A 17,817-nucleotide genomic window follows, 5' to 3' on the forward strand; every position below is an offset into this window, starting at 1 on the left:
CCAGATGTTTTCGCGCTACAAGAAAGACGGGGCAAAGCCCACCAACGGCAAGGCCGCCCCCCCGCCGCCCGTGCCCGGTGCCGCCAAGCCGCCGCCGATCGACGCTGCGCCGAAGACGCAGGTGGTCCATCGCAAGATGGGCCCAGCGAAGGTTGCTGCCGACCCGGTGGCCGTCGACAAGGAAAAGAAACGCAAACAGCGCCTTCAGGAACTCAAGGTGGAGCTGCACAAGCGGCTGCTGGAGAACCTGAACCTCGCCGCACTTGAGCACGCCTCCGAACGCGAGCTGCGCGCCGAGATCGCCGACATCACCGCCGAGGCGATGACCGAGCTTTCGGTCGCGCTTAACGCGCAGGACCGCCAAGCGCTGCAACAAGAGCTTTACGACGAGGTCATGGGGCTCGGTCCGCTCGAGCCGCTTCTGAAGGACGACACCGTCAACGACATTCTCGTGAACGGCCCGCAGCAGATCTTCATCGAGCGCAATGGCAAGCTCGAACTGAGCGACATCACCTTCAAGGACGAACGCCACCTGCTGCGCATCATCGACAAGATCGTGTCGGCCGTGGGCCGTCGCGTCGATGAATCGAACCCTTATGTGGACGCGCGTCTCGCCGATGGCTCGCGCTTCAACGCGATGGTGCCGCCGATCGCGGTGGACGGCTCGCTCGTCTCCATTCGTAAGTTCAAGAAGGACAAGCTGGGGATTGACGATCTCGTCAGTTACGGCGCCTTCACCGAGGAAATCGCGGCCTATCTGCAAGCCGCCGTCGCGACCCGTCTCAACGTGATCGTCTCGGGCGGGACGGGTTCAGGTAAAACGACGACCCTGAACGCGCTTTCCTCATTCATCGACAACTCCGAGCGCATCCTGACGATCGAGGATACGGCGGAACTTCAGCTGCAACAGACCCATGTGGGCCGGATGGAAAGCCGCCCGCCGAACGTCGAAGGCAAGGGTGCGGTCACCCAGCGCGACTGTCTCAGGAACGCGCTGCGGATGCGTCCCGACCGGATCATCGTCGGCGAAACGCGCGGCGAGGAAGTCATCGACATGCTGCAGGCCATGAACACGGGCCACGACGGCTCGATGACCACAATTCACGCGAACTCCGCCCGCGATGGCGTGGCGCGTCTGGAGAACATGATCTCGATGTCGGGCATCGAGATGCCGATGAAGGCGATGCGCAGCCAGATCGCTTCGGCTGTGAACCTGATCGTGCAGGCCTCGCGTCTGCAGGACGGCTCGCGCCGCATGGTTTCGGTCACCGAAATCACCGGCATGGAAGGCGACGTGATCTCGATGCAGGAAGTCTTCCGCTACGAGCGTCTCGGGCTTGCCCCCGACGGCAAGATCATCGGCCGCTTCACCGCGACCGGCGTGCGCTCTCATTATTCCGATCGGTTCCGGCAATGGGGCTACGACCTGCCGGCGTCGATCTACGAACCCGTGCAGGACTAAGGACACTCCGTCATGGCGACCCCCATTATCTACCTGCTGATCTTCGTCGCGGTTCTGCTGCTCGTCGAAGGCGTCTACCTGCTGGTCTTCGGCAAATCGATCTCGCTCAACAAGCGGGTCAATCGCCGCCTCGAGATGCTCAACAAGGGCGAACGGCGCGAAGAGGTGCTGGAGCGTCTGCGCAAGGAAGCGTCGCAGCATAGCGACGCGCGCTCGATCCCGCTCTATTCGCTGCTGGCAAACAAGGCGCAGAAGGGCAACATCGCGTTCTCGCCGATGGCGCTGATCGGCATCATGGCCTTCGCCTGCTTCGCCGCTTTCATGGCACTCACGCTGAGCTCGGATGCCGGCATTTTCATCCGCATCTTCCTCGCGCTGTTCATGGGCGTGGGCGGCGTTTATTTCTGGGTCAACTCGAAGGCCAAAAAACGCATGGCCCTGATGGAGGAGCAGCTACCCGACGCGGTGGAACTGATGGTGCGCTCGCTTCGCGTCGGTCACCCCCTGCCCTCCGCGATCCAGGCGGTCGCGCGCGAGATCCCCGATCCGCTGGGCACCGAATTCGGCATCATCGCCGACGAGGCGGCCTACGGTCGCAACGTGGCCGAGGCGATCTCGGAAATGGCTGAACGGCTCGACATGCAGGATCTGCGCTTCCTCGCGGTCGCCGTGTCGATCCAGCAGACCTCGGGCGGGAACCTCGCAGAGGTTCTCGACGGTCTGTCCAAGGTGATCCGCTCACGCTTCCGGCTGTTCCGCAGGGTGAAAGCGATTACCGCGGAGCCGCGCTGGTCGGGCATCTTCCTCTCGGCCTTCCCCGTCGTGGTGATGGTGATCATTCAGGTCGTCTCGCCCGACTATTACGACGAGGTCAAAACGACCGCCGCCTTCATTCCGGCCGCGATCGTGGTGTTCCTGCTGCTCGGCGCCAACGTGATCTTCATGAAGGTCATGACAACCATCAAGGTCTGAGGAGAGCCCAATGGATTTCGCTGCCATCAACCAGATGCTGATCGATGCGCTCGGGCCGATGGGTCCGATGATGGCGCTCGCAGGTCTTGGCGGGCTTCTCGTGCTCGCTGCAGTCCCCGCGCTCCTGAAGAAGCGCGAAGACCCCTTTGACAAGATCCGTGGCAATGCCCCGCGCCCGCCGCGTCAGGCACCCAGCACGAACAACGACAGCCCCAGTCAGAAGCTGCGCGACACGCAGAACGACAAACTGCAGAAATACGCGGCCTTCCTCGAACCGCAAAATGCCGAGGAACTGTCGGAGTCGCGCAAATGGCTGCAATCGGCCGGCTATCGCGGTCCGAATGCGGTGCGCACCTTCCACGCGGTTCAGTTCGCGGCTGGCATCGGCCTGCTCGCGCTCGGCTCGCTCTATGTCGTGCTCTACAACTCCAGCGCGCCCGAAGGGCAGGCGATGGGGATGCTGGGCACCGTGCTCTGGGTGCTCGGGCCCGGCGGCGTGGGCTATTACGGCCCGAAATACTGGGTGAACAAGCGCGTGGCAGCGCGCACCGACGAGATGCAGAACGGCTTCCCCGATGCGCTCGACATGCTCCTCGTCTGCGTCGAGGCGGGCCAGTCCCTCGATCAGGGGATCATCCGCGTCTCGAAAGAGCTGAACAAATCCTACCCGGCACTGTCGGAAGAATTCGCAATGGTCGCGCACGAGATCAAGGCCGGTCTCGACAAGGCGACCGTGCTGCGCAATTTCGGCGAACGCTCGGGCGTGCCGGATATCGCGAGCTTCGTGACCGTGATGATTCAGTCGCAGCAATTCGGCACCTCGATCGCAGAGGCCCTGCGCCTCTATGCCGCCGACATGCGCGACAAGCGGATCATGCGCGCCGAGGAAGCCGCCAACAAGATCCCGACCAAGATGACGCTGGGCACGATGATGTTCACCGTGCCGCCGCTTCTGATCATTCTTGTTGGCCCGTCGATCCATGATATGCTTGAGAACTTCAAGAATATGGGCATTTGACGGCATGATCCCAAAGCGCCGCGGCCTGATACTGGCCGCGCTGACAGTAACCGCACTGGCCGCCTGCAACCCGGGCGGCCTTTCGGCTGAGAAACGGGGCGCTTTCGCCCCCGGCACCAAACCCGGAGCGGAGGCGGTCGACGGGCTTCTGGTCGGCCACCGGCTGATGGAAGCGGGTGAATACGAGCTTGCCCTGAAAGCCTATTACCGCGCGGCAGGCCAGCATGGCGCCACGGCGGAAATCCTCTCGGGCGTGGGCTCGGCCGACCTGAAGCTCGGGCGTCTCAACCAGGCGGAACAGATGCTGCGCCGGGCGACCGAAGCCGATCGGACCTTCGTGCCGGCGTGGAACAACCTCGGCGTCGTTCTGATGGAGCGCGGCAAATACGCCGAAGCCGCCCGCGTCTTCAAACTGGCCTTCGCGCTGGACAGTGGCCAATCGGACGCGATCAAGCAAAACCTCACGCGGGCGCTCGCAAAAATCGAGGAGCCGGGTTACGCTGCGCCACAGGACAAGCAGTTCACGCTCGTCAGGAAAGGGGTCGGTGACTACCTGCTGCTGACGAAGCACTGAGGCTCGAGCAAAAAGGACGCAGGTAACATGCGCCACCCGATCTTTCTGGCAGCCTTGGCTGGCTGTGCGATGACTCTCTCTGGCTGTATGGGCAATAACAACGACGCCGAAGTCGCGCGCGCGATGAAAAGCGTGAATGCCGTCGACGAGACCAACCTCACCGACATCATGCTGACGGTCGCCGACCCGAACGAGGCCGTTACCTATTTCACCCGGCTGTCCAACGATCACCCCGACCGGATCGACGCCAAGCGCGGCCTCGCGAAATCGCTCGTGCGCGCTCAGAAGCCGGTGCAGGCCGTGAAGGTCTGGCAGGAGGTCATCGCCATGCCGGGCGCGACCAATGACGACCGCGTGTCGATGGCCGAGGCGCAGATCCGCTCCAATGACTGGTCCGGAGCGAAGGCGACGCTGGACACCGTGCCGCCGACCCACGAGACCTACGACCGCTACCGGCTTGAGGCGATGGTCGCCGATAGCGAGAAAAAGTGGAAGAAGGCCGACAGCTTCTACGAGACCGCGGCGGGCCTGACCACGAAGCCCGCGGGCATCTACAACAACTGGGGCTTTTCCAAGCTCAGCCGCGGCGATGCGGCGGGGGCCGAGAAACTGTTCAAGGAAGCGCTCACCTACGACCCGACGCGCTTCACCACGAAGAACAACCTCGTACTCGCCCGTGCGAGCCAAGGCAAATACGACCTGCCCGTGATCGACATGACCCAGACCGAGAGGGCGCAATTGCTCTATACGGCGGGTCTCGCGGCAGTGAAGCGCGGCGACGTCAATATCGGCAAGACGCTTCTGCAAGACGCGATCGACACCAATCCGCAATATTTCGCGGAGGCCGACCGGGCGCTGAAGGCGCTCGATCAGGGATCCTCGAGCGCGCTGAAGGGCTGACGGAATGCTCGGTCTTGCTCCGCCTCTGTCGGCGCTGATCTTTCTGGTGCTGATTACCCCGGTTTGCGCCTGGGTGGTCTTTACCGACCTCAAATACATGAAGATCCGCAACAAGGCGGTACTGGCGCTGCTGTTGATCTTTGCGGTGGCGGGGCCGCTCCTGCTGCCGCTCGACGTCTATGGATGGCGTTGGACCCATGCGCTCGTCGTCTTCGCGATCGGCTATATCCTGAACCAGATCGCGCATTTCGGCGCGGGAGACGCGAAATTCGCCGCCGGCGCCGCGCCATTCTTCTCGCATGACCTGTTCGACGTGCAACTGACGATGTTCCTGCTCTGCGCCTTCCTGCTGGCCGCCTTCGCTGCGCATCGCATCTTTCGTGCAATCCCGGCAGTGGTGAACGCGACCCCCGACTGGGTCAGCTGGAAGCGCAAGGACTTCCCGATGGGTTTGGCGCTGGTCGGCACGCTCTGGGCGTATCTGCTGCTCGCGGCCCTCGGCTGATTGTTCGGCCCGCCGATCAGGTATCGCGACGATTACCCTGTTTTTCCAACTTTTGGCCACAATCGCCAGCAAGATTGGCCCGGACCGATCTTCGCCCCGTTTTCGATCAGACGGGACGTATAGCCGAGAGGATGCGCCAGATGAACATGATGACCGCGAATGTCATCGCCCCTGTCCCGCCGCGCGCGCTGGAGGAAACGGGGCTAAATGTCGTGGTGATGCGCGACATCCTCCTGAAGACGATGTTCCGCACCAATACGGACACGGCCTCCGCGCTGTCGAAGCTGGTCTGCCTGCCGATTACCATGGTGCAGGAATTGATCGACATGTGCCGCAAGCACGGTCTGCTGGAGGCGATGGGCACGCTGCACGCCAATTCCGGCGGCGAGATGGGATTTCAGCTGTCCGATAGCGGCAAGGCCCGCGCGCTCGATGCGCTCGCACAGTCGGAATATTACGGCGCGATGCCTGTCCCGCTGACGATCTATCGCGAGCAGGTCAAGCGCCAGTCGATCCGCAACATCCAGCTGACCCGCCAGCAGCTTCTGGGCGCGATGGGCCACCTGATCCTGCCGCCCGACCTGATCGGCCAACTTGGTCCGGCGGTCTCCTCGGGGCGCTCGATCCTGATGTACGGTCCCCCCGGCAATGGCAAATCCTCGATCTCGAACGGTATCCGCGACGCGATCGGCGACAATATCTTCATTCCTCGCGCCATCGAATATGCCGGTCAGATCATCACCGTCTACGACCCTATCGTACACACCCCCGTCCCCGTCGAGGAGGACGATCCCACCGCCCTGCGCAAGCGCGGGATGCAGTTCGATCAGCGCTACGTCTATTGCGAGCGCCCGACCGTGATTACCGGTGGTGAACTGTCGCTCGACATGCTCGATCTGAAATACAACGCGACCGCGCGCACCTATACCGCGCCGCTGCAGTTCAAATCGGCGGGCGGCGTCTTCATCGTGGACGACCTTGGCCGTCAGGCGGAGCCGCCGCAGAAGCTGGTGAACCGCTGGATCGTGCCGCTGGAAGAGAACCGCGATATCCTCTCGCTTCAGTCGGGCGAGAAATTCGAGGTGCCCTTCGACACGCTGGTGATCTTCTCGACCAACTTCCACCCGAACGATATCTTCGACAAGGCGGCGCTGCGTCGTATCTTCTTCAAGATCAAGATCGACGGGCCGAACCAATCCGACTATCTCAAGATCTTCCAGATGGTGGCGAAGAAGCGGCAGATGCCACTGGATGAGAAAGCGCTGCTGCACCTGCTCAAGGTGAAATATCCCACCATCGACAATGTCTACGCCAATTATCAGCCGATCTTCTTGATCGACCAGATGATCTCGATCTGCGAATTCGAGGGCATCCCCTATCAGATGACACCGGAGCTGGTGGATCGCGCCTGGGACAACATGTTCGTGAAAGACGAGGTGATCGTCCACTGACGGCGCTACTGCGCGGCCATCCGCTCCGCTCCGGAAGGCGGGAAGCCCGCAGCCTCGACGCGCGGCTGGTAGGTGCGCGAGACAGGCACCTCTTCGCCGTCGGACATCTCCAGAAAGACCCGCCCCTTCTCCTTGCGCATCGCGCGCACCGCTTCGCGCGCCACCCAATGCGAGCGATGGACCTGCAGGCCTGGCGCGCCCTCGGTCTCGGCGATCGCATCGGCAAGCCGGATCAGCAGACTGGTCTGCCCGGCCTCGGTGACCACGTCGACATAGTGGTCATTCACCGCAAGCCGGATCAACGGCGCGCGCAAGTCCGGGTCGAGCCGATAGAGCAGACGTGGCGCGGGCCGTGTCAGAGCTTTCTCCGCGGACGGATCGGCCCCGCTCGGCGCTTCTGTCGGATAGGCAGCGGCATGGATCTCACGCGACCGCGTTCGGCGCCCCTGCTCGGGCGCCATCCAGTGCCGCAGGATCGATCCCGCCATCGAGAGGCCAAAGATATATGCGGCCATGTGGAATATCTCGAACCCGCCGAAATTCGGCTTCTCCGCAAGCAGCAGGACGAGCAGGTAAAGCGGCGCGGTCAGCACGAGAGCCGAGAGACCCGCGAGGGTCGGAGCCTCGTATCGGAAACAGCGTAAACCCAACTTGCGCCGCACGAAAATGCGGATTGCCGCGCCTATCAGAATGCCCACGGCGATACTGGTCGGCCAGAAAACCAAGCGTGCGCCGAAGGACATGGATTCGAGAGAGTTGAACGGACCGGCGGCGACACCGAAAAGCGATGCGACGATCCAGATCACCGGCAGAGCCGGGATCTTCAACGCCCGCCAATATGTCTTCCAGAATCCTGCCATAGCCGCCACGCCTCAATTGACGCTTGGGTAACGCAAGCATCACAGGTCCGACAACGGCAAAGGCCGTTTTCTCCTGTCCAACCTGCGGAAATCCTTACCTACTTTCGTCAGGCAGTCAAACCCTCGGGTTCGGGCAGGTTATTCGCGCGGCAGCAGGCGGTGACCGTGTTGGCCAGCAGGCAGGCGATGGTCATCGGCCCGACGCCGCCCGGCACCGGGGTGATCGCGCCGGCGACCTCCTTGGCGCTGTCGAAATCGACATCGCCGACCAGCCGCGTCTTGCCCTCGCCCTTCTCGGGCGCGTCGATCCGGTTTATGCCGACATCGATCACGGTCGCGCCAGGCTTCACCCAGTCGCCCGGGATCATGCGTGGACGGCCCACGGCCGCGACAAGGATATCGGCGCCGCGACAGACATCCGCGAGGTTCTTGGTGCGGCTATGGGCGATGGTGACGGTGCAGCTGTCGCGCAGCAGCAGTTGCGCCATCGGCTTGCCGACGATGTTGGAGCGCCCCACCACGACGGCGTTCAGCCCCGAGAGGCTACCCAGTTGATCGCGCAGCATCATCAGGCAGCCCAGCGGCGTGCAGGGTACCATCGATTTCTGCCCGGTGCCGAGAAGGCCCACATTGAGGATATGGAAGCCGTCGACATCCTTCGCGGGGGTGATCGAATTGATCACCTTCTCCTCGTCGATGTGATCGGGCAGCGGTAGCTGCACGAGGATGCCATGCACCGCCGGATCGGCGTTCAGCTTCTCGACCAGAGCCAGCAGATCGGCCTCGGAGGTCTCGACTGGCAGCTTGTGCTCGTAGGACTTCATCCCGGCTTCAAGGGTCTGCTTGCCCTTGTTTCGGACATAGACCTGACTGGCCGGGTCTTCGCCCACCAGAACCACTGCGAGGCCCGGCGTGATGCCGTGTTCCTCCTGCAGCCGGGTGACATGCTCGGCCACTTTCTCGCGCACGCTCGCTGCGAAGGCCTTCCCGTCGATGATCGTCGCCGTCATTTCATTCCTCCGTCACTCCGCCGCCGCGAAGGTCGCGCGGTAATGGTCCATCTGCATGCGGGTCGCGCGGACCGCGTTGTTCATCAGCGTAGAGACCGTGACCGGCCCCACCCCGCCAGGCACGGGCGTGATCCAGCCCGCCACCTCGGCGCAGCTGTCGAAATCGGCGTCGCCCACGGTGCGCCCCTCGACCCGGTTGATGCCGATATCGATCAGGGCCGCGCCGGGCTTGAGCATTTCGCCGTGCACCAGCCCCGGCTTTCCCACAGCGACGAAAACGGCGTCTGCGGCGCGCGAATGCACCGAGACCTGCCGCGTCATGTGGTGGCACACCGTGACGGTGGCGCCGAGCCCCATCATCAGGAAGGCGATCGGCTTGCCCACGATCTCGGAGTGGCCGATCACGCAGACATTGAGCCCTTCGGTCTGGAGCGGCAGTGATTTCAGGATCTCCACCGCTGCGACGGCGGTACAGGGGCCCAGTTCCAGCTCGTTATAGACGATGTTGCCGATCGAGGACGGATGCATCCCCTCCACATCCTTGAGCGGGTGAACCGCCTTTTGCAGCGCCTTGACCGGGATATGTGCGGGCAGCGGGCGCTGGATGATGATGCCGTTGACGCGCGGATCGGCGTTCAGACCGGCCAGCACGCCCTGAAGCTGTTCGAGGCTGATCGTCTCGGGGTAGTTGCGCACCTCGAAGGCCACGCCAGCTTTCTCGGCATATTTCCTCTGGTTGCGCACATAGAGTTCGGCAGCGGCGACGTCACCTACCGAGATCGAGACGAGGCACGGCGCCCAGCCTGCCTCCGAGAGCCGCTGCGCCTCGGCATAGGTCTCGTCCAGCTTGCCCTGCGCAAACGCCTTGCCGTCAATGATCGTGGCGCTCATCGGGATCTCCCTTGCCCAGAACCTGTTCTTCCTGCGCGATGAAATGCTCGATCATCTCGCGCCACAGACGGTCGGCGAGATCGGGATCGAGCCCGGCAGGACCGGCGGCGGCGCGCACCTTCGAGACCACGTCCTCGACCCGGTCGGGGATGCGTGCAGGCCAGCCATTTTCCTGTTTGAGTTCCGCCGCACGGGCGATCAGCCGGGTGCGCGCGGCGAGCATTTCGACCAGCTCCCGGTCGAGCGCATCGATCGCGACGCGCAGCTCTTCCATCGAGTGTAGTTCGGACGGGGTTTTCATCGACAAGGCTCCCGGAACACTTGCGCCCCCTATCGCAGCTTGGCCCAACAAGCTCAAGACCGCGCGCCTAGAACAAACCCGTGATGCGGCAGTCGGCATCGAGGCCGATCGTCTCCGCAGCCGGGTGCCGGGGGAGGCCCGGCATGGTCATGATTTCACCGCAGATCACCACGACGAACCCCGCCCCGGCCGAGAGCCTCACCTCGCGGATCGGCAGCGTATGGCCCGAGGGCGCCCCGCGCAGCGTCGGGTCCGCGCTGAAGGAATACTGCGTCTTGGCCACGCAGATCGGCAGGTTTCCATAGCCCGCGGCTTCCCAATCGCGCAGCTGGTTGAGAATCTTCTGATCGGCATAGACGTCGCTCGCGTGGTAGATGCGCGTGGCAATGGTCTCGATCTTCTCGATCAGAGGCATGTCATCGGGATAGAGCGGCGCGAATTGCGAAGGGCGCTCGGTAAGCGCGACGATCTTCTCGGCCAGCGCCTCGGCTCCGGCGCCGCCTTCCGACCAGTGTGTGCATAGAACCGCCTCCACGCCCTGCGCCTCGGCGGCGGCGCGCACCGCTGCGATCTCGTCCTCGGTATCGGCAGTGAAGCGGTTGATCGCGACCACGACCGGTACGCCGAATTTCTTCATATTCGCGATGTGACGGTTGAGATTAGCGCAGCCCGCCTCGACCGCGGCAACATCCTCCGCGCCAAGATCCGCTTTAGCGACACCGCCATTCATCTTCAGCGCCCTAACCGTCGCCACGACCACAGCAGCACTCGGCGTCAGTCCGGCCTTACGGCATTTGATGTCGAAGAATTTCTCAGCACCCAGATCGGCGCCGAACCCCGCTTCGGTCACGACGTAATCGGCCAGCTTCAGCGCGCTTTGCGTCGCGATCACCGAGTTGCAGCCATGCGCGATATTGGCGAAGGGCCCGCCATGGACGAAAGCGGGAGTGCCCTCCAGCGTCTGCACGAGATTGGGCTGCAGCGCCTCTTTCAACAGCACCGCCATCGCGCCGTCGGCTCCGATCTCGGCGCAGGTCACCGGCGAGCGGTCGCGCCGATAGGCCACGACGATCCGACCGAGCCTCTCCTGCAAATCTGTCAGGTCGCGGCTCAGGCAGAGGCAGGCCATGACCTCGGAGGCGACGGTAATGTCGAAGCCGGTCTGGCGTGGGAAGCCGTTCGCGACGCCGCCGAGGCTGACGACGATGTCGCGCAGCGCCCGGTCGTTCATGTCGAGCACACGCCGCCACGTGATCCGGCGCGCGTCGATCTCGAGCGCGTTGCCCCAATGGATATGATTGTCGATCATCGCCGCGAGCAGGTTATGCGCCGCGCCGACCGCGTGGAAATCGCCAGTGAAATGGAGGTTCATCGACTCCATCGGCACGACCTGCGCGTAACCGCCCCCCGCGGCCCCACCCTTCATCCCGAAATTCGGGCCGAGCGAGGCTTCGCGCAGGCAGATCGCGGCGCGCTTTCCGATCCGGGACAGCCCGTCGCCCAAGCCCACGGTCGTCGTCGTCTTGCCCTCGCCCGCGGGGGTCGGCGAGATTGCTGTGACGAGGATCAGCTTGCCGGTTTCGCGCCCATCCAGCCCAGCGACGAACTCCGCCTCCAGCTTCGCCTTGTCGCGGCCATAGGGGATCAGGGCGTCTTCAGGAATGTCCAGTTTCGCTGCGATTTCCGGCATCGGGCGCAGCGTGGCGGCACGGGCAATATCGAGATCACTGGTCATCTGGTCCTCCTGCTGACGGAGGGTAACCATTTGACGACGCGGCGAAAGGGAAAGAAGCGACCGTTGCGGGATTAAATCGCCTCAGCGGACCTCGTCCATCAGCTCCCAGGCGCGCTGATCGGGGATGTGCAGCCGCAGCGTCTCACCGACCACCAGCCGGCCCGGACGTTCGACCCATGCGGTGACGCCGCGCCGTCCGTGCGCTGCGGGTTTGTAGCGCTTGCCTTTATCTGGATAGTGCTCTTCGATCACCCGGCCCGGCAGGACGCAGGGGCGGTTTTCCATATCGACGACGAGGGTCAGCCCGGTCTCGTTCTGAAGCCGCGCCGAGGGCGGGATATGGGTCAGATCCGGCAAGCCGCGCAGCACGATCGTCGCGCCGACCCAGGACGGATCGATTTCCGGCACGCCCATCGCGAAAGCGGTCTCCGCCAGCTCCTCGGCCGACAGGATCGTCAGCTGGCGGACATTGGCGATCTCGGTGCCCTTTGGATGCTGATCTGTGACCCGCGAACAAGAGGGACGTGTGCGTCCGCCATGCAGTTCTCCCACGGGACCGTCGAAGGTGAATTCGATCTCTTCGACCGGGGTCGAGGTCAGCTGTCCCTCGGTGGTCACCAGCCCGAGCCAGACGACCTCCCCTTGATATTGCGTGGGTTTCAGCGCGGCCATCAGCCCCTCTTTGACAAGACGACAAACAGACGACGGAACGGGAAAAAGACGCTGCCGTCGTCCCGCAAAGGATAAACCGTCTCCAGCGCGGTTTCATAGCGTTCGATGAGAACCTGCGCTTCAGTGTCGCCCAAGAGCCGCAGGAAAGGTCGCATCACCGTGCTTTCCGTAAAGCGGCGGACCGGATGCGCGCCCGGCGTGGGCTCCAGTTCCTGCAGATATTCGGTGTGCCAGATGTCGACCTCGCCAAGGGGGCTGAGCATTTTCGCGTAATCCACCGCCGGGGCCACGGGCGGCACCCAGCCGGCGAAGTTGAAGCGGTCGGGGAACATCTCCTGCGACAGGTCGCGCAGGATGCGATGCGACGGCGCGCCATGCTGGGCGGGCATCTGCACCGCCAGAACGCCGCCCTCGCGCAGCTCTCCGGCCAGACGCGGGAACAGCTTCGCGTGATCGGGCAGCCAATGCAGCGCAGCGTTGGAGAAGATCATCGCGGGCGGCTTGTTGGGCGTCCATTCGGAAATATCGACCAGATCGCAGCGATGATAGGCGCCGGTCGCCGCAGCGCGCTTGAGCATCGCCTCGGAATTATCGACGCCCACGATCTTGCGCTTGGGGTACTGGTGGTTCAGCGTCTCGGCTACCGCGCCATTGCCGCAGCCCAGATCGATGATCTTGCCGCGCTCTGGCAGATGCGGAACCCGCGCCAGAAGGTCGAGTGCCGGACGCAGCCTCAGATTGCGGAACCGCGCATAAGCGTCGGGATCCCAATCGGCTGCGCCCGGCACTGAAGCGTCACGCGTGACCATTCTCGCGAACCTGCGCGATCAGGCCGAAGGCTCGGGGGTGGTTTCCGCCCCGCCGTCGCCCTGATCCTTTTTCTTGGACGTCTTGGGCAGCGCGGTCACCGACGGCAGGCTTCCCGAGGAGCTGTCATCGTCGTCGCCGCCCAGCGGCTCTCCGGAGAGGACCTTCTTGATCTCGTCGCCCGTGAGGGTCTCGTATTCCAGAAGCCCCTGCGCCAGACGTTCCCAATCCTCGATCCGCTCGGTGAGGATGCGTCGGGCCTCCTGATAGCCCTCTTCGATCAGGCCGCGCACCTCTTCCTCGATCAGCTCTTTCGTCTTGGTCGAGACCGAGAAGCCAGCGGTGTTGCCCTGATAGCCCTCATGCGCCTCGGCGTAGTCGATATTGCCGACCTTGTCGGACATGCCCCAGCGCATCACCATCGCGCGGGCTATGGCCGACGCCTGCTGAATGTCACCGGCCGGGCCGTTCGAGACATGTTCCTCGCCCCATTTGATGATCTCGGCAGCCTTACCCGCCATCGTCATGGTGATTTTCTGCTTGGCCTCGTCCTTGTGGTAGTTGAGCTTGTCCATCTCGGGCAGCGAGACGACCATACCCAAGGCCTGACCGCGCGGAATGATCGTGGCCTTGTAGACCGGATCGCATTTCGGCAGCGACAGTCCGACGATGGCGTGACCGGCCTCGTGATAGGCGGTCATTTCCTTCTGCTCGGGGGTGAGGACCATCGAGCGGCGCTCGACACCCAGCATCACCTTGTCCTTCGCGTTCTCGAAATCTTCCATCGAGACGAAACGACGCCCGACGCGCGCCGCCATCAGAGCCGCCTCATTGACGAGGTTCATCAGGTCGGCGCCCGAGAAGCCCGGCGTGCCGCGCGCGATGGTGCGCAGGTCGACATCGGGCCCCACTGGCACTTTGCGCGAGTGAACCGTCAGGATCTTCTCGCGGCCCTTGATATCGGGGTTCGGCACGTGGATCTGGCGATCGAAGCGGCCCGGACGCAGCAGCGCAGGGTCAAGCACGTCTTTCCGGTTCGTCGCCGCGATGATGATGATGCCTTCATTGGCCTCGAACCCGTCCATCTCGACCAGCAGCTGGTTGAGGGTCTGTTCGCGCTCGTCATTGCCGCCGCCGATGCCGACGCCACGGGCACGGCCCACCGCGTCGATCTCGTCGATGAAGACGATACAGGGCGCGTTCTTCTTGGCCTGTTCGAACATGTCGCGGACACGCGATGCACCGACACCGACGAACATCTCGACGAAGTCGGAGCCCGAGATGGTGAAGAACGGCACACCCGCCTCGCCCGCAATCGCGCGGGCAAGAAGCGTCTTACCGGTGCCCGGAGGGCCCACCAGCAGCGCGCCTTTCGGGATCTTGCCGCCAAGGCGCGAGAATTTCTGCGGGTTGCGCAGGAATTCGACGATCTCTTCGAGTTCTTCCTTGGCCTCGTCGATGCCAGCCACGTCGTCGAAGGTCACGCGACCATGTTTCTCGGTCAGCAGTTTTGCCTTGGACTTGCCGAAGCCCATCGCGCCGCCTTTGCCGCCGCCCTGCATCCGGTTCATGAAGAAGATCCAGATGCCGATCAGCACGAGGAACGGGAGCCAGACGCCCAGCAGCGACATGAAGCCGGATTGCTGTTGTTTGACGACGCTCACCGCTATGCCCTTGTCGATCAGCTTCTCTGCGATCTGATCTTCCAGAGGCTTGACGGTGGTGAAGCTCGTGCCGTCGGCGAGCTGGTAGCGCACCTCTTCGCCATCGAGGCGGACGTTCTTCACCTCGCCTTTGTTGACGGCGTCCATGAACTCCGAATAGGTCGCTTGGGACGAGTTCATCGAAGATTGCCCATCACCGAAAAGGTTGAACAGGGCCAAAATCAGCAGGAACAGCACCGCCCAAAAGGCCAGATTGCGCGCATTACCCAAGGAATATCCTCCAATCGTATCGGGCGGCTGACCTGCGGTCGCCGCCTCTTCCTCAGTGAAAATAGGCATTACGCGCCCGGGTTCAACGTCGAATTAGCCAAGTGTCGAATGCGTCGCGGCAAATCCGCGCCTGCCAGCCGATCCCGAAGCCTGCGAGCGGTGCCGCGACAAGCGTTTCGCCCCGCCATATGGCCGGGCTTGCGGCAAGCGAGGCACGCGGAAGGCCCGTTTCGCGCCAATCGGGGCATTGGCGTAATCCCGCCTCCCCCAGCGCCGCGACTTCCGTGGCGTCCATGGCGGGCCCGGTGACCACCCAGCGGTCCCAGGTCGCGGCGCCATCTTCGAGGGTCACGCGCAGATCGGCCACCGCCTGCGCCTCGCGGGTGATGCGTAGCGCGCCCTTGGCGGTGGTGATACGGCAACCGTGCAGGGTGCGGTCGCCTTGCCGGGGCAACTCCGCCAGCAGGGTCTGCACCTTCGCGGCGCGTGGCGCGTAATCCGCGCCAGAGATCCAGCGCAGCGCTGCCACGATCAGGCGGCGTTGCAGCTCCGGTTCCATCGCGGAAAAGCCCGCCACGTCGATCAGCAGATCTCCCGATTGCTCGGAGACATGGCGCTCGACCTCCGCCATCAGCAGTCGATGCAGCGCAGCGTTGGCCGACGCAAGGTTTGTCGTCACCCCGGCAATCGCCTGCGCATCGACACCCAAAGATTTCAGCGTGCCAAGCGCCTGTCGCGCCTTCACCCGGTCGAAGCGTTCATTTTCGTTGGACGGATCGTCGACCCATGCGATGCCCTGCCTGCGCAGGTAATCGCGCAACGCCCCTCGTGTCTGGGTCAGGAACGGGCGATGCCATGTCACCCCCTCGGCCTCGAAGCGTGGGCGCATGCCTGTCAGCCCCTCCAGCCCCGCCTCGCGCGCGAGCCGCATCAGAAAGGTCTCTGCCTGATCGTCGGCAGTATGCCCAAGTGCGACATGACTGATCCCGGTCGAGCCCGCCCATGCGCCGATCAGCCCAAGGCGCGCCCGGCGCGCGGCGTCCATCAGGTTACCTTCGGCGCTGGCTCCGTCCCAGCGCAGGATCGTGTGCGAAATACCCCGATCTGCGCAGAACCGCCCGACAAATGCGGCTTCCTCGGCAGCCTCGGCGCGCAGCCCGTGATCCACCGTCACCGCGGCGACCTCGAAATGCGCAGCCAACAGCGCCAGCGTCGCCATCGAATCCGAACCCCCGGAAACGGCAACCCCGACGCGCCGGGGCGCGTCGGGGTCAAAACCGTGTCTTGCGATGTCGTCCAGCGTCACCGGAGAACGCTCACTGGCATCCCAGCGATTGCTGCGCGTTCTGCGCCTCGCCCGCCGCCGACGAACCCGGGAAGCGTGCGCTCACCTGACCCAGCGTAGTGCAGGCCTCGCTCTGCTGTCCGAGCTGCCCCAGCGCCTTGCCGAGCGACAACAGGTTGTCCGCGGCGCGCGAGCCTTTCGGGTCGGCGGAGAACCCGTCGAGCCATGCCCGCGCAGCGCCCGCCTCATCACCCTGCTTTTGCAGTGCGAGACCGCGATAATACATCGCGTCGCTGGTCAGCGGGGAACCGGGATAGGTCTGCCGGAAGGTCGTGAGAAGATCGGCCGCAGAGGCGTAATCGCCATCCTCATAGGCCTTCTTGCCCGCCTCGAAATCCGATTTCTCGTTGATCGCAAGATCGGGTCCGGGCGTGGAATCCGGAGCCGGACCCGTGACCGACGCACCGGTGTTCGGCGCTTCACCTCCCAGCGGCTCTGTCTTGCCAAGCTTCGAAATGTCGCAATTCTCTTCCATTTCGCAGACCCGGAAGTTCAGATCGCCGATCCGCTTCGTGCCGTCGGCGACGACGCGGTTGATCTTGTTTTCCAGCTCCTCGACGCGGTCGGTCATATGCGACAGCGACAGCTCCATCGAATCCATGCGCTGCAGAGCGGAATCGCCGCCCGCCTTCTGCAGACCGGCTTGACCAGAGGATTTCAGTTCCTGGCGCAGGCTACCGATCTCGGCCTGAAGCTGTCCCAGTTCGGTCTTGATGTCAGCCAGCGTCTGGGCGCGGTTCGCGTCCTGAGCCAGCGCGGGCGCGGCTGCAAGAACAGCCGCACCGAGAAGCAAAGCTCTCAGCATCGCGATCAGCTCCCGACCGCCGATTGCGAGATCACCGTCACGGCGCGACGGTTCTTCTGGTAGCACTCTTCGGTCGAGCAGACTGCCAGCGGACGTTCTTTACCGTAGGAGACCGTGCGCAGACGGTTGCCGGCCACGCCTTGGCTGATCAGGTATTCCTGAACCGCAGAGGCACGACGCGCCCCAAGCGCGAGGTTATATTCGCGGGTACCCTGCTCGTCGGCATGGCCTTCGATGATCGCGGTGTAGCTCGGGTGGCTCACCAGCCAACTCGCCTGCTGGCTCAGGATGCCGCGCGCGGTGTCGGTCAGCGTCGACTGGTCGACTTGGAAATGCACCATGTCGCCGATGGTCTGGCTGAAATAGGCCGGCGAGTTCGGATCGTTGATCCCGCCTTGGCTGACGCCGCCCATGCCAGCGCCGCCCGGTCCGAGCGCGCCGCCGGGACCGGTCGCACCGGAGCCGTATTGATCGGGGTTCGAACAGGCCGCGAGGCCCAGCATCGAGATGGCCAACACGGCCTTCACTGCAAATTTCATTGGTTCCGCCTTTGTTGATCTGCCCATTGCGGGCGA

The 17,817-nt window shown here is 63.7% G+C and carries 18 protein-coding genes; 7 read left to right on the forward strand and 11 right to left on the reverse strand.

From position 1 onward, the window contains the following. Nucleotides 1–4: 4 nt before the first annotated feature. The 7 genes from B6V75_RS16280 (at nt 5) to B6V75_RS16310 (ending at nt 6,882) form a co-directional block, all read left to right on the forward strand. Entirely contained in the window at nt 5–1,462 is a 1,458-nt protein-coding gene (locus B6V75_RS16280; RefSeq protein ID WP_075775896.1) for a CpaF family protein, read from the forward strand. A 12-nt stretch (nt 1,463–1,474) separates the two neighbouring features. Continuing rightward, nucleotides 1,475–2,434 carry a type II secretion system F family protein gene (locus B6V75_RS16285; RefSeq protein WP_088720373.1) on the forward strand — a complete coding sequence of 320 codons (960 nt, stop codon included), beginning with the start codon at nt 1,475–1,477 and terminating at the stop codon, nt 2,432–2,434. Between the two features lie 10 nt (nt 2,435–2,444). Further along, nucleotides 2,445–3,452: a type II secretion system F family protein gene (locus tag B6V75_RS16290; protein ID WP_075775894.1), complete on the forward strand. Its 1,008-nt coding sequence runs from the start codon at nt 2,445–2,447 to the stop codon at nt 3,450–3,452. A 4-nt stretch (nt 3,453–3,456) separates the two neighbouring features. Continuing rightward, on the forward strand, nt 3,457–4,026 hold the full coding sequence (locus tag B6V75_RS16295; RefSeq protein WP_088720374.1) for a tetratricopeptide repeat protein: 570 nt from the start codon (nt 3,457–3,459) through the stop codon (nt 4,024–4,026). A gap of 27 nt (nt 4,027–4,053) precedes the next feature. Next, nucleotides 4,054–4,926 carry a hypothetical protein gene (locus B6V75_RS16300; protein ID WP_088720375.1) on the forward strand — a complete coding sequence of 291 codons (873 nt, stop codon included), beginning with the start codon at nt 4,054–4,056 and terminating at the stop codon, nt 4,924–4,926. A gap of 4 nt (nt 4,927–4,930) precedes the next feature. Next, entirely contained in the window at nt 4,931–5,431 is a 501-nt protein-coding gene (locus tag B6V75_RS16305) for a prepilin peptidase (RefSeq protein ID WP_088720376.1), read from the forward strand. A 140-nt stretch (nt 5,432–5,571) separates the two neighbouring features. Continuing rightward, the gene (locus B6V75_RS16310; RefSeq protein ID WP_088720479.1) at nt 5,572–6,882 is read left to right on the forward strand and encodes an ATPase; all 1,311 of its coding nucleotides are present in this window, start codon (nt 5,572–5,574) and stop codon (nt 6,880–6,882) included. A gap of 5 nt (nt 6,883–6,887) precedes the next feature. Here the strand turns inward: B6V75_RS16310 and B6V75_RS16315 are convergent, their stop codons facing one another. The 11 genes from B6V75_RS16315 to pal all read right to left on the reverse strand — a co-directional run bounded on the left by B6V75_RS16315 (nt 6,888) and on the right by pal (nt 17,781). Then, entirely contained in the window at nt 6,888–7,742 is an 855-nt protein-coding gene (locus B6V75_RS16315) for a LytTR family DNA-binding domain-containing protein (protein WP_088720377.1), read from the reverse strand. Nucleotides 7,743–7,849: 107 nt separating this feature from the next. Further along, nucleotides 7,850–8,752: a bifunctional methylenetetrahydrofolate dehydrogenase/methenyltetrahydrofolate cyclohydrolase FolD gene (gene folD, locus B6V75_RS16320; RefSeq protein ID WP_088720378.1), complete on the reverse strand. Its 903-nt coding sequence runs from the start codon at nt 8,750–8,752 to the stop codon at nt 7,850–7,852. Nucleotides 8,753–8,764: 12 nt separating this feature from the next. Then, the gene (locus tag B6V75_RS16325) at nt 8,765–9,643 is read right to left on the reverse strand and encodes a bifunctional 5,10-methylenetetrahydrofolate dehydrogenase/5,10-methenyltetrahydrofolate cyclohydrolase (protein WP_088720379.1); all 879 of its coding nucleotides are present in this window, start codon (nt 9,641–9,643) and stop codon (nt 8,765–8,767) included. Beyond that, a complete protein-coding gene (locus B6V75_RS16330) occupies nt 9,624–9,944 on the reverse strand; it encodes a chorismate mutase (RefSeq protein WP_088720380.1) in 321 nt (106 codons plus the stop codon). The genes B6V75_RS16325 and B6V75_RS16330 overlap by 20 nt, the downstream gene beginning before the upstream one ends. A 67-nt stretch (nt 9,945–10,011) precedes the next feature. Continuing rightward, nucleotides 10,012–11,679, reverse strand: coding sequence for a formate--tetrahydrofolate ligase (locus B6V75_RS16335; RefSeq protein WP_088720381.1), 1,668 nt, complete (start codon nt 11,677–11,679; stop codon nt 10,012–10,014). 81 nt (nt 11,680–11,760) lie between these two features. Continuing rightward, a complete protein-coding gene (locus B6V75_RS16340) occupies nt 11,761–12,351 on the reverse strand; it encodes a sulfurase (protein WP_075775883.1) in 591 nt (196 codons plus the stop codon). Next, a complete protein-coding gene (locus B6V75_RS16345; RefSeq protein WP_088720382.1) occupies nt 12,351–13,160 on the reverse strand; it encodes a methyltransferase domain-containing protein in 810 nt (269 codons plus the stop codon). The genes B6V75_RS16340 and B6V75_RS16345 overlap by 1 nt, the downstream gene beginning before the upstream one ends. A gap of 18 nt (nt 13,161–13,178) precedes the next feature. Then, a complete protein-coding gene (ftsH, locus tag B6V75_RS16350) occupies nt 13,179–15,092 on the reverse strand; it encodes an ATP-dependent zinc metalloprotease FtsH (RefSeq protein ID WP_075775881.1) in 1,914 nt (637 codons plus the stop codon). An 82-nt stretch (nt 15,093–15,174) separates the two neighbouring features. Next, nucleotides 15,175–16,398: a tRNA lysidine(34) synthetase TilS gene (gene tilS, locus B6V75_RS16355; protein WP_276206186.1), complete on the reverse strand. Its 1,224-nt coding sequence runs from the start codon at nt 16,396–16,398 to the stop codon at nt 15,175–15,177. 10 nt (nt 16,399–16,408) lie between these two features. Beyond that, complete coding sequence (gene ybgF, locus B6V75_RS16360) at nt 16,409–17,242, reverse strand: tol-pal system protein YbgF (protein WP_346393649.1); 834 nt, start codon at nt 17,240–17,242, stop codon at nt 16,409–16,411. Nucleotides 17,243–17,247: 5 nt separating this feature from the next. Continuing rightward, nucleotides 17,248–17,781, reverse strand: coding sequence for a peptidoglycan-associated lipoprotein Pal (gene pal / locus B6V75_RS16365; RefSeq protein WP_075775879.1), 534 nt, complete (start codon nt 17,779–17,781; stop codon nt 17,248–17,250). Nucleotides 17,782–17,817 lie beyond the last annotated feature (36 nt).

The sequence above is a fragment of the Thioclava sp. F1Mire-8 genome, from assembly GCF_002213165.1.
Taxonomy (GTDB): Bacteria; Pseudomonadota; Alphaproteobacteria; order Rhodobacterales; family Rhodobacteraceae; genus Thioclava; species Thioclava nitratireducens.